General features: G+C 66.4%; 11 protein-coding genes. 4 read left to right on the top strand and 7 right to left on the bottom strand.

All coding sequences use genetic code 11. From position 1 onward, the window contains the following. The first annotated feature begins 84 nt into the window (after nucleotides 1-84). Nucleotides 85-858 (top strand): AraC family transcriptional regulator, encoded by a 774-nt coding sequence (locus HLA98_RS05635; RefSeq protein WP_057501406.1) that lies wholly within the window; start codon nucleotides 85-87, stop codon nucleotides 856-858. A 222-nt stretch (nucleotides 859-1080) separates the two neighbouring features. Here HLA98_RS05635 and HLA98_RS05630 read toward each other — a convergent pair whose 3' ends face one another. The 6 genes from HLA98_RS05630 to HLA98_RS05605 all read right to left on the bottom strand — a co-directional run bounded on the left by HLA98_RS05630 (nucleotide 1081) and on the right by HLA98_RS05605 (nucleotide 8839). Further along, complete coding sequence (locus HLA98_RS05630) at nucleotides 1081-2160, bottom strand: hypothetical protein (protein ID WP_057501407.1); 1080 nt, start codon at nucleotides 2158-2160, stop codon at nucleotides 1081-1083. A 293-nt stretch (nucleotides 2161-2453) separates the two neighbouring features. Further along, a complete protein-coding gene (locus HLA98_RS05625) occupies nucleotides 2454-3731 on the bottom strand; it encodes a citrate synthase (protein WP_057501408.1) in 1278 nt (425 codons plus the stop codon). 296 nt (nucleotides 3732-4027) lie between these two features. Next, a complete protein-coding gene (locus HLA98_RS05620; RefSeq protein WP_005410871.1) occupies nucleotides 4028-4270 on the bottom strand; it encodes a type B 50S ribosomal protein L31 in 243 nt (80 codons plus the stop codon). 88 nt (nucleotides 4271-4358) lie between these two features. Then, nucleotides 4359-5297 carry a nucleoside hydrolase gene (locus HLA98_RS05615; RefSeq protein ID WP_005410872.1) on the bottom strand — a complete coding sequence of 313 codons (939 nt, stop codon included), beginning with the start codon at nucleotides 5295-5297 and terminating at the stop codon, nucleotides 4359-4361. Between the two features lie 576 nt (nucleotides 5298-5873). Continuing rightward, nucleotides 5874-8303, bottom strand: coding sequence for a DUF3772 domain-containing protein (locus HLA98_RS05610; protein WP_057501827.1), 2430 nt, complete (start codon nucleotides 8301-8303; stop codon nucleotides 5874-5876). A 287-nt stretch (nucleotides 8304-8590) separates the two neighbouring features. Continuing rightward, a complete protein-coding gene (locus tag HLA98_RS05605) occupies nucleotides 8591-8839 on the bottom strand; it encodes a hypothetical protein (RefSeq protein WP_049422925.1) in 249 nt (82 codons plus the stop codon). A 182-nt stretch (nucleotides 8840-9021) separates the two neighbouring features. On the opposite strand from HLA98_RS05605, the gene HLA98_RS05600 reads away from it, so the two are divergent. The 3 genes from HLA98_RS05600 to HLA98_RS05590 all read left to right on the top strand — a co-directional run bounded on the left by HLA98_RS05600 (nucleotide 9022) and on the right by HLA98_RS05590 (nucleotide 11344). After that, nucleotides 9022-9516, top strand: coding sequence for a lipocalin family protein (locus HLA98_RS05600; protein WP_049445466.1), 495 nt, complete (start codon nucleotides 9022-9024; stop codon nucleotides 9514-9516). Between the two features lie 13 nt (nucleotides 9517-9529). Continuing rightward, nucleotides 9530-10738 carry an NAD(P)/FAD-dependent oxidoreductase gene (locus HLA98_RS05595; protein WP_057501826.1) on the top strand — a complete coding sequence of 403 codons (1209 nt, stop codon included), beginning with the start codon at nucleotides 9530-9532 and terminating at the stop codon, nucleotides 10736-10738. A 126-nt stretch (nucleotides 10739-10864) separates the two neighbouring features. Then, nucleotides 10865-11344, top strand: a complete 480-nt coding sequence (locus HLA98_RS05590; protein ID WP_057501825.1) for a hypothetical protein — start codon at nucleotides 10865-10867, stop codon at nucleotides 11342-11344. Nucleotides 11345-11470: 126 nt separating this feature from the next. On the opposite strand, the gene HLA98_RS05585 is transcribed toward HLA98_RS05590, so the two are convergent. Next, nucleotides 11471-11905 (bottom strand): PepSY domain-containing protein, encoded by a 435-nt coding sequence (locus HLA98_RS05585; RefSeq protein ID WP_049445472.1) that lies wholly within the window; start codon nucleotides 11903-11905, stop codon nucleotides 11471-11473. Nucleotides 11906-12036: the final 131 nt, after the last annotated feature.

Below are 12036 nucleotides of genomic sequence, written 5' to 3'. Positions count from 1 at the left end.
CCACAGTCAGAAGGAGTACAGATGCTAGGCAGCGCAGGTGCGGCCCGCCGTCGGTGGCGGGTCAACCGCTATAGAATCCGGGCCATGCGCAATTCGCTGCTCGATCCCTACGAAGACCTGCCGCGCGATGTCGTGGTGACCTCGAACGACTACGCGGCCGCGTCCACGTTTCCCCGCCATGCCCACCGACGCGGTCAGTTCGCGTTCGCCGCGCGCGGCACCATCAGCGTGACGACACCGCAGGGACGCTGGCTGGTGCCGCCGCAGCGCGCCTGCTGGGTACCGGCCGGGCTGGACCACGAGATGACGATGCGCGGGCCAGTGACGATGCTCAACGCCTTCCTTTCCATCGAGGCAGCCACTGCTGTAGCACTGCCAGCGCACTGCCGCGTCTATGCGGTCTCTCCCTTGTTGCGGCAGTTGCTGGAGGATGCAGTGGACCTGCCGCCGCTCTATGACGAGGACGGGCGTGCGGGCAAGCTGATGCAATTGCTGGTGGCGGAGATCGCGTCGATGTCGACGCTTTCCCTGCATGCGCCATTGCCTGCCGATGCACGCCTCGCGCGCGTCTGCCGGGCGCTGTTCGATGCGCCTTCGCTCGCCATTGGGCTTGATGAGGGGGCTGCGGATGCGGGCATGAGCCGTCGCACGTTCACGCGGATGTTCCGCGCCGATACCGGGGTGAGTTTTGCCGAGTGGCGGCAGCAGGTGTGCCTGCTGGTGGCCATCGAACGACTGGGGCAAGGGCAGGCGGTGACACGCGTGGCACTGGACCTGGGATATGCCAGCCCGAGCGCATTTGCTGCGGTATTCCGGCGCGTGCTGGGGTGTTCGCCGAGCCGGTACGCGGAAGCGTAGTACCGGGCGGGCGTCTGGCCGGCGTGCGCGCTGATCGCTGCGCGCGGGAGTCGAGCATGGCTCGACTCTACAGATATCAGGCCGCCTTTCGGCGGCCTGATGAGACATCGCGTTGGCGCACGATCAGAAGAAGATCGCGTACAGAATCAGCAGCGGAATCGGCACGCCCAACAACCAGAGCAGAATCATTTTCATGACAGGTCTCCTTGCACGGAATACGGGTTAGAGGTCGCGGCGGCGGCCGCCCCAGGTAGCGCTGAGGCTGGCGAAGAACGCGCCGATCAGCAGGGTGATGAACAGCCACAGTGCGGCATAGGCGGTCGCCTTTCGGGCGTCGTCGGCGGCCTGCTTGGCGGTGTTCTTGGCCTTTTCCAGCGCCGCACGCATGCGCGTCTGCACATCGGTCACACGCGCCTGCGCTTCAGCCGGGCTCATGCCGGTTTCGCGCGCGATCAGCTGCGACAGGTACTGGGTGTCGCCCGGATCCAGGCCTTCCCCCTGCAGGCTGTTGACGATGATGCGGTTCACTTCGGCGCGTACTTCGCGGCGGTCGGCCATCGGACCGTTGCCCGGCATCGGGCGCGGCGGCGGCGGGGCCATGCGCGCGTCGCGCGGGCCGACGTTGGCAGCCGGCGGCGGCGCGGTGGGGTCCATCGGTACTGCGCCCGGCGCACCCGGTGCCGGCGGTGCGGCGGCGGCGTCCGGGCCCGGGTTGGTGGCGTTGCGGAACAGCGAGTCGACCCAGTAGTTGAGGTCGCCTTCCGGCGCAGCGGCGGCGGCGCTGCCAGCACCCGTCGCGGCAACACCGGCGGTGGAAGCGGCTGCACCTGCGGTGGCGCCTGCGACCTTGGCGCCGGCGCCGAGCACGCCACCGATGGCCGAGGTCAGCAGACCGGCAGTGAGCAGCGTGGCGACCGCCCACGAAACGAAACCGTGTGCGGTATCGCGGAAGTAGGTTTCATCGCCGTGGATCTGCGTCCACTTGGTGCGCAGGCGACCGGCCAGATAGCCGCCCAGGCCGGATGCGGCCAGTGCGGTGAAAGTGAGCCAGATGATGCTGGACCAACCGAAGGTTTCCTTGCTGACGCCCTCGAACGACCACGGCGACACCGACGACAGGCCGAGGCCAACGCCGAGGATCAACAGGATGAGGGAGAGTGCGGCAGCGGCGACCGCGCCTGCGAAGATCGCGCCCCAGGACACGGCGCTTTCGCTGGGAGGGGCGACGATGGGGGCGGTGACGACAGTGGCGACGTCTGGGCCGAGCGGGCCGCGCTCGGGTGGGTCGAATCGGGTACTCATCGGGGTGGATGCTCCATTTCAGGTGCTGCGGATGCAGTTGGTGTCCTGAGGCTGCGCGAGCGGTTGTGAAGCTGGCGAGACCCTTGAATCACGCGGCCTTGGCGCGGTGAAGCGCGTGCCAACCAGGGTTGGCACCTACCGAGGGCGGTTGCGGTGGTAGATCCACGCCATGCGTGGAAGATTTTTCGCGGGCGCCGAACTCGTGCGGACCAGCGGTCCGTACCTACCAGGTCCGCTCCAAAAAAAACGCCCCGCGGATGCGGGGCGTTCTCGGCACAACCTACGCGGGGCGATCAGCCCTGGTAGTCGCGCACGTCGCTGCCGGTGTAGACCTGGCGCGGACGGCCGATCTTCATTTCCGGATCAACCTGCTGTTCCAGCCAATGCGAGACCCAGCCGGAGGTACGGCCCAGGGCGAACATGACGGTGAACATTTCGGTCGGGATCTGCAGCGCCTTGTAGATGATGCCGCTGTAGAAATCGACGTTCGGGTACAGCTTGCGGGCGACGAAGTACTCGTCCTGCAGGGCGGCCTGTTCCAGCTTCACGGCCACGTCCAGCAGCGGATCCTGCACGCCCAGCTGCTTGAGCACCTTGCTGGTCATCTCACCGATGACCTTGGCGCGCGGGTCGAAGTTCTTGTAGACGCGGTGGCCGAAGCCCATCAGGCGGAAGCCGGAGGTCTTGTCCTTGGCCTTGACCACGGCGGACTCGACGTTGTCGGCGCTGCCGATTTCTTCCAGCATCTTCAGCACGGCTTCGTTGGCACCACCGTGGGCCGGACCCCACAGCGCGGTGACACCCGCAGCGACCGACGCGTACGGGTTGGCACCGGTCGAACCGACCAGACGCACCGTCGAGGTCGAGGCGTTCTGCTCGTGGTCGGCGTGCAGGATGAACAGCAGGTCCAGCGCCTTCACCACGTCCGGGTTCAGATCGTACTGGCCGTCAGCGGACTCGAAGGTCTGCTTCAGGAAGCGGCTGACGTAGTCCAGCGAGGTGTCCGGCTTGTTGGCCGGCAGGCCCTTGCCGTGGCGGTAGATCAGCGCCGACAGGGTCGGCACCTTGGCGATCAGGCGCACGGCGGCCTGGCGGCGCTGTTCGGCGTCGGACAGGTCCAGCGAGTCGTGGTAGATGGCCGACAGCTGCGCGATTGCAGCAGCCAGGATGGCCATCGGGTGGGCGTCCTTGGCGAAGCTGCCGATCAGGGTGTTGATCGAATCGTCGACGTTGGCTTCAGCAGCCAGCTCGTCGGTGAAGGCCTTCAGCTGCTCGGCGCTCGGGCGCTCGCCGTTGATCAGCAGGTAGGCCACTTCGACGTAGCTCGACTTTTCCGACAACTGTTCGATCGGGTAGCCGCGGTACAGCAGCACGCCCTTGTCGCCGTCGATGTAGGTGATGGCGGACTTGCAGCTGGCCGTCGCGGTGAAGCCGGAATCGTAGGTGAAATACCCCGTTTCCTTGGTCAGCTTCGCGATGTCGACGCAGTCGTTGCCAAGGGTGGGTTTGATGACGGGCAGAACGACCGACTTGTCGCCGGCGTTGAGCGTGACCTGATCAAGATCGGACACTGTGTGCGCTCCTTCATGGGAAGGCGCCTGCCCAAGCGCATTGGTCAGGCACGTGAATGACGTCCTCGGCCTGTGCCGGGGATCAGGTCATTATCGCACAGCAGCATTTGCCCGGCGCTAGACAGAAGTCGTATACGACAGGCAGCCAGACACCGGCCGTTGAGCGGCCCGGATCGGCAAAAGCGTTGTCACACGAACGCAGTGTTCCGCCCATCCAAACGCCCGTTGGGTTGGCGTTGGGGAAAAACAAACGGCCGCGCAGAGCGCGGCCGTTGGTTCGAAGCTGGATCGACAGATCAGCGCGCGTAGCGCTTCTGGAACTTGTCGATACGGCCCGAGGTGTCGATGACCTTGTGCTTGCCCGTGTAGAACGGGTGCGAAGCCGAGGAAATTTCAACCTTGACCAGCGGGTATTCGTTGCCGTCTTCCCACTGGATGGTTTCCTTCGTCGCCATGGTCGAGCGGGTCAGGATCTTGAAATCGGAGGTGACGTCATGGAAGACGACGTCGCGGTAGTTCGGATGGATATCGGCCTTCATGGGCTCACACCGTAAATGGGCTGGTGGTCAAGAGCGGCATTATAAGCACCGGTTGCCGCCCGGGGCAACCGGTGCCGGTCAATCGACGTCAGTCCGCACCCAGGGCCTGGCGCACCAGGGCCTCGAAACGCTGCTGGTCGTAGGCCATCAGCAGATCGCAGTTGTCCGGCTGGCCGGTCTGGCGGTTCCAATCAACGATGGTGGCGCCGCGGCTGAACGTGCCGTTCAGCTCCACGTTCAGCGGGCGCGACTCGACCCGCAGCTGCCCTTCGGGGTTCAGCGCCCAGGCCATGGCCACCGCATCGGCGGTGTACCAGCGCCCGCCCTTGCTGTCTTCGGACAGGCCACGGGTCTTGCGCGAGATCAGTTCGTAGAAGCGGGCGCGATCGGAATCGGCCTGCAGCCACTTCTCGGCGTCCTGCAGCGGCAGGCCATGGGCGACGGTGGCCTCCCAGTCCGACACCAGCAGGTGCTTGAACGAGGTGAACACCACGTGCGCCGCTTCCGGGTCGAACGCAATGTTGAATTCGGCCGCCGGGGTGATGTTGCCGTGGCAGGTGACCGCGCCGCCCATCACCACAATGCGCTTGATGCGCTCGGGCAGGGTCGGGTCCAGCTTCAGTGCCAGGGCAAGGTTGGTCAGCGGGCCGAGCATCACCAGCATCAGTTCGCCGGCGTGCTCGTGCGACAGGCGCAGGATGGCCAGTGCGGCGTGTTCGGCTTCAGCCTGACGGCTCGGCGGCGGCAGGTCCACGTCGCCGTAGCCGTCACGGCCATGCACGTGGGCAGCGTCAACGGAGGGATGCAGCAGCGGATCCGGGCTGCCGGCAAACACCGGTACGTCGGTGCGGCCGACGATGTCGCAGAGCTTGAGGGCGTTGCGGACGGTGTACTGCAGGCCGACATTGCCGGCGGCGATGGTCAGGGCGACCACGTCATGCCGTTCGTCGGCAAAGGCCATCAGCAGGGCCAGGGCGTCGTCCACACCGGGGTCGGTGTCGATCAACAGGGGGATCTTGTGGGTCATCGTTGCCGTCTTCAGATCGGCAACGAAGTGTGGACCGGGATGATGACCGTTGCAAGTACGGGGGGTTCTGGCAGGGCTGCGCCCTGCACCCGCCGAATCAACGGCAAACGCCAGAGCAACGGCAGAAGCTGGTTTCCTGGGGGATGGCGGGGTGGGTCCGGTTGCGGGGGACGCTGCAAGTACGTCCATGTAAGCTCGGTCGCCGCATCCATGCGGCTCACGCCCCCGCAACCGGACCCACCCCGCCTTCGCCAGTTTGCTGCGGTCTGTTGGACATGCCGATGGGGTCAGATCCGTTTTCCTCCGGAAAACGGATCTGACCCCAGATTGATTTCGATATCTGGCAGAAGTGTCGACCAAGGCCGACACCTACCGACAGCCGCAGGAATCTGTCAGAGGTGGGGCGGTGCCGGAGTGTGGGGTGTCAGCCGCATGGATGCGGCTGCCAAGCCTACAGGGACGTACTTGCGGCGTCCCCGCACTCCGCACCGCCCCGCCCAACCACGGAATGCACGCTGTTGCTCTTGCGGTTGACGTTGCTTCGGCGGGTGCAGGGCGCAGCCCTGCAAAAACCCCCTACTCCTGCGGATCGCGGGTGATGTGGATATCGGTCGGGGTCGACAGCGGAATGTTCCGCTCCGCCAGGATCTGCAGCAGGCTGAAGTACAGATCGCTGCGGGTGGCATACACCTGCCGCGGGCTGGCCACGTACGCGAAGCTGTTGATGGTGATCTGGCCACCGGCAATGCTGTCGATGTAGACCGTTGGCGCCGGCTGCTTCAGCACGTTGGTGTGCGCGGTGTACGCATCCAGCAGCGCCTGCCGCAGGTTGCCGACGTCGGTGCTGGGCGGCACCGCGAACTGGATCTGTATGCGGCCCTGGTTGTTGCCCATCGTCATGTTGCGGATGGTCTTGGTGATCAGCTCCGAGTTCGGCACGATCAGCGTCGACCGGTCACCCACCTGGATCTCGGTCGAGCGCACGTTGATGCGGCGGATGTCGCCCTCCTGATCACCCAGCTTCACCCAGTCGCCGATCTTCACCGGGCGCTCAGCCAGCAGGATCAGCCCGGAGACGAAGTTCTGGATGATCGCCTGCAGGCCGAAACCGATACCCACCGACAATGCGCTGACCAGCAGCGCCAGGTTCTTCAGGTTCAGGCCCATCGCGGTCAGCGCCCACAGGCCCACCAGGATGATGCCGACGTAGCCGGCGATGGTGCTGATCGAGTTGCGCGCGCCCAGATCCAGCTCGGTCTTGGGCAGGTAGGTGTCGGTCAGCCAGCGCTGCAGCAGCTGGGTCAACCCCATGCCCACCAGCAACACCAGCACGCCGGTGACAATGCGGCCGGGCTGCAGCGTCAGATCCTTGTTGATCTCGATGCCGTTTGACAGCGAGGCAATGCGTTCAACGATCGTGCCGACGTTGCCGAACGGCGCGGCAAGAGCCAGCAGGGCAACCAGCACAACAAGGGTTCGCAGCATCGCTGACAACAGTACGCCCGCCTGTTCCAGCCGCGATACGCTCAAGCCAGTGCTGAGCAGGATGGTCTGGCCGACCTTGCTGTCGGCGTTGAGCATCCAGGTGCTCAGGTCATCGACGAACTTGAACAGCAGGGTTGCCGCCAGCACCACGATGCTGCCGCCGATCAGCTGCTGGTTGACGAATTTGGCGAAATTCACGTAGCCCAGCAGCGTCGCGATGATGGCAGCCACCACCGCGATGTTGCCCGCCACACGTGCCAGCACCAGCCAGCTGCTGCGCCGCACTGGCGTGCTCACCGTCAGCCCGTCGGCCTGTGCCTCCAACTTGGCTTCGGCCTCGGCGGTCTGCCGCCGGTGCAGGCGCGCCAGCGTCACCAGCATCGCCATGATCAGTCCCAGATAGGTCAGCGCGATCACGCCATCCAGCGCTACCGTGGTGACGTCGCTGGTGCGCGTGGCCTGATCGATGGCGACCAGCACCGTGCTCAGCCAGGCCAGCGCTGCCGCGCCCCAGGCATACTTGCGCAGCTTCAGCGCAGCGGTGTCGTCCAGGTTCAACAGCCGCCATGATGGGCGCTTGGGCACCAGCAGGCAGGCGCTGAGCGCAGCGATGAATGCGGCGGCAAAGGTGGCCTGCTCCACACCGTCGGCCACGTTCTGCAGGCGCGGGGCGATCGCACCGATGGCGTTGAGCGAGGCGATGAACACGACCACCGCATAGCCGGGCAACAGCGTGCCCACCAGCAACAGCCACATGGCCAGACCGGAGCGGCGCAGGCGACCGTCCGGCGCGCGCTCGGAGGCTGCGAACCGGCGGCCCAGCCTGCGCAGCCACAACCGCAGCGGGAACATCATCACCAGCGCGGCCGCCAGGCCAAGCAACGGTGTGCCCCAGCCATTGGCGCGGACGGCGGCGATCAGCGTGTCACGTCCCTGCTTGGCCAGCGGCGCAACCCGCGCGATATCGATCGGCAGGCGCTCGGCCACCTTGCTCCACAGTGCAGGCGACAACGGCGAGGCTACCTTCTGGCCCAGCTCCTCGGTCCGTTGCGCGGCGCGTTGCTGGTCGATGTCGGTTGCCAGCTGCTGGGCACGCACGGCACTGGTCTTGGCCTGCGCCACCGACGCGGCCAGGCCGTCGCGCTGCTTGGTGATGGTGCGTCGCTGCGCTGCCAGTTCCGGCGGCTCGGCAGTGCCTTCCGCAGGCGTACCCAGCTGCGCCAGCTGTTCGTCGAGGCGAACCAGCTGTGGCTGCAGCGCCTTTTCCAGCGCCTCAGCATCACGCCGCGCCTGCGAGGCATTCTCGGACAGCATGGCCAGCGTCTCGATGGCCTCTGCATCGCCACGCTTGCGCTCGACCTCCTTCAGTCTCGAATCGATATCCGCCAACTGCTGCTTTGGCGTGGGGTCCTCATCCTGTGCCAGCACCGGCGCGGACAGCAGGAAGGCAGTGCACAGCAGCAGGGCCAGCCAAGGCCCCCGTGCACGGATCGATCGCAGGAAAGAAGACACGCCAGCCACACCGGTTCGCGCGGACCACCGCGCCTGCGCGCGACTATACGGCAGAGACGGTAAAGGGCGGATGGGGGCGCAGAGGACCACACCCACCGCGATGGGAGCTTCGACGGGGTAATGGCGGCGGGGTGATGCCGCTGGGTGGTCACGACTCGGCGATGACGGCCTGGCGATTGCGGCGGGGTGATCGTTGCCGGGCGAATCGACTCTACCCCGTCGGTTTGCTCCGTCGATTCGCCCGGTCAATTCACCCAGCCCGCGTTTACGCGCGCCCGCACGCCACGCCGGCGAAATCAGTACTTCAGGCGCAGCTCTTCCACGGCCGGCTGCTGCAGCGCGTACCAGTCCTGGAACTCTTCCTCGGTGATCTCATCGGGCGCGTACACCGCCACCGGGTGCCAGTCGTGGTCGGTCGGCAACGGCTGGCGCGGGCCGGCACGCAGGCTGTAGGCCACGCCTTCATAGTCGACCAGGTCATCGACCTGCGGCCACTGTTCGCGTGCGAACGCGGATTCACTCTTCAACAGGATCACCTGGTACATCGGCACCTCCACCTCGGTTGGATCAGGAAAACACGGCGCTGGCTGCAGGATACCGCCACGCCGGTGACAACGGGCGCTCCGCCGGGGCGACGGAACGTTCTGGACACGGCCATCGCCCCGGCTTCACCCGCCCATGGCAAGGCCATCGGCATCGTGGAGGCCCACCCCTGCCACGATCACCGATGACCGACCATCCGCCGCTGAAAACCGTCGCTGACCTCAAGCTGCCCCGCTACCTGGGCACCTGGTACGAGATCGCACGCCTGCCGATGCGCCATGAACCGGAAGGCTGCACCGACGTGTCAGCGCACTACAGCCTGCTCGACAACGGCAACGTCGGCGTCACCAACCGCTGCCGTATGGGCGGCGAGGTCGAGGAAGCCACCGGCGAGGCCTGCGCCGTCGACAACGACAGCGCGCGCCTGGAGGTGAGTTTCCTGCCCAAGGGCCTGCGCTGGTTGCCGTTCGCCAAGGGCGACTACTGGGTGATCCAGGTCGCGCCGGACTACAGCGTGTCGCTGGTCGGCAGCCCGGACCGCAAGTACCTGTGGCTGCTGGCCCGCGAACCGCAGCTGGACGCCACCGTGCAGGACCATTATCTGGCCACCGCCCGCCTGCAGGGCTTCGATCTGTCCGAACTGATCCAGACCCCGCACACCGGCCGCCCCACCGCCTGAGCAACGCACGACCATGGACCTGAAGAGTGGCTACCCGTGGTGGGCGGTACGCAATGGATTGATCCACGCCTTCCCACCGTTGGAAAAGGACCTGCGCTGCGACGTGCTGGTGGTCGGCGGCGGCATCACCGGTGCGCTGATCGCCGACGAACTGTCCCAGCATGGCCACGACGTCGCCCTGATCGAGCAACGCGACATCGGCTGGGGCAGCACGGCTGCCAGCACGGCGCTGCTGCAGTACGAAATCGATACCCATCTGCTGGAACTGGCCCAGCGCTACGGCCAGGACGCCGCCGCGCTTGCCTACCGGGCGTGTGCCGAGGCCATCCCGGCCCTGGGAGAGGTCGCTCGCGGGTTGAAGGACGTGGATTTCCAGCGCATGGACAGCCTGTACCTGGCCAGCCGCCATCGCGACGTGCCCCGCCTGATGGCCGAGGGTGAGGCCCGGCGCAGCATCGGCCTGGACGCACGTTGGCTAGGCCCGAAGGCACTGCAGGAGCGCTTCGGCGTGGACGCCGGTGGTGCCCTGCTCACGCGCCAGGCGGCGCGGGTCGATCCGTATCGGCTGACCTATGCGCTGCTGCAGCGCCTGCGTCGGCGCGGCGGGCACGTGCATGACCGCACGGTGCTGCACAGCCTCGACGCCACTGCGCGTGGGGTGACCGCCCGTACCGAAGACGGTGCCACCATCCGCGCCCGCCACGTGGTGCTGGCCATGGGCTATGCCAACCAGCGCTGGCTCGATCAGCGGGTTGCGCGCAACCGCAGCAGCTACGCGTTCATTACCGATCCCATCGAGGCAGACGTGCTGGGCCGCCTGCAGCGCACGATGGTGTGGGAAAGCGCACGCCCGTACCTGTACCTGCGCGCCACCGGCGAGCGTCGCCTGCTGGTGGGCGGGCTGGACGACGCCGTCGACATCCCTGCCCGCCGCGACCGGCGCGTTCAGGGCAAGGCCGACAAGCTGATGAAACAGCTGCGGCACTGGTTCCCGCGCCTTGATCCGATACCCGCCTTCTCCTGGGCCGGTACCTTCGCCGAAACAGCGGACGGCCTGCCGTTCTTCGGCCCGCACGATCAGTGGGGCCCAAGGGTGCACTTCGCCATGGCCTACGGCGGCAACGGCATCACCTATTCGATGATCGGCGCGCAGCTGCTACGGGCCCGGATCGAGCGCCGCAGGCATCCGCTGGCGGGGCTGTTCGGGTTCGGGCGGTTGTAGCGTGCAGCCAGGCATGGCCTGGCTCTACCCCAATCCGGCGCCGACAGGCATCATTCAAGCAGCCCCTGCTAGCGTCGGCCTGTACCGCCGCGTGTTGCGTGGCCACCTGTCCGCTGGAGCGCTGTCATGATCCGCCCCCTGACCCTGCTGCTGTGCTTGGCCCTGCCGGGAACCGTGCTGGCCCAGTCCGCTGCCGGCGCGACCGCGCCACAGGCGACCGGCCTGGATCTGTCGCTGCCGCAGGCACCCATGCGCTATCTGAATGACCCGACCCTGCAGCAGGACCCGCCAGGCACGTACTACGGCGACAAGAGCGGCCCGCGCGTGCACGACGACGCCAAGATCGCCGACGTGACCGACGACAAGGTCAAAGTGTCCGGCAGCTTCACCACCGGCATCGGTTATTCCAAGAACGGCGGCAACAGTCACTACAACGCCGCCACGCTGAACCTGAGCAAGAACTACACCACCGATGAGGGCAAGACCCACGGGGTCAACGTCAACATCCACGTGAGCGAGGGCAAGGGCCCGGGCTTCTTCGGTCCGTATGGCGGCTACTACGGCCGCGGCCCGGGCTGGGATTACCCGCCGCCGTTTGGCTGGTAAGCCCCGCGTCAGGCCTGGGCCGACCAAGGTCGGCCGCTAACGCTGCACGTGTCCGGTGGGTGTCGACCTTGGTCGACACGCTTTGCGCTCCGTGCCGACCAAGGCCGGCACCTACCGGTACGCGAATCAATCCAGCCAGCCATCACGCTCGCTGTGCAGGATGCGGCCGTCATAACCGCTCAGGCGCACGTCCACCTTCTGGTTGCGGGCATTGCGGGCTTCCAACGACCAGGTCGCACCATCGCGTTCCAGTGAATGGATTTCGCGCAGGCCATGCGCCTGTGCCCGTGCCAACACCTGCTCGGTGGTCAACAGCGCGCGGCTGCTGTGCTCGTCGAAGATCTCGCCGGTCTTCGGGTCCACGTAAACCTCGCTGAAGCGGCCATCGGCGCGGCTCACGTCGGCCTCCCACAGGCCATCATCGCGTTCGATTTCGTGGATCTGGGTGTAGCCAGCCTTGCGCAGGGTCTGTTCAACCTGGGCCATGCCCAGCGGCGCCGCCTGGGCGGTCGGCGCGATGACCAGCAGGGCAACAGTGGCGAGGGTGAGCGACTTCAACATGGGGGTTCTCCGTTCGTGTTCGTGGCCGGACCATCCCGGCAACGCCACAATGCACCCCGTGGTTAACAGCGCCTTAGCCGCCACTGTTAGCCAGCTGTTAGTCACCCCCGCCACACTCACGCCTGTTCCTA

This window comes from Stenotrophomonas africana (assembly GCF_013004645.1).
GTDB lineage: Bacteria > Pseudomonadota > Gammaproteobacteria > Xanthomonadales > Xanthomonadaceae > Stenotrophomonas > Stenotrophomonas africana.
The sequence above is the reverse complement of the archived record's forward strand: the minus strand, read 5'-3'. Positions and strand labels throughout refer to the sequence as shown.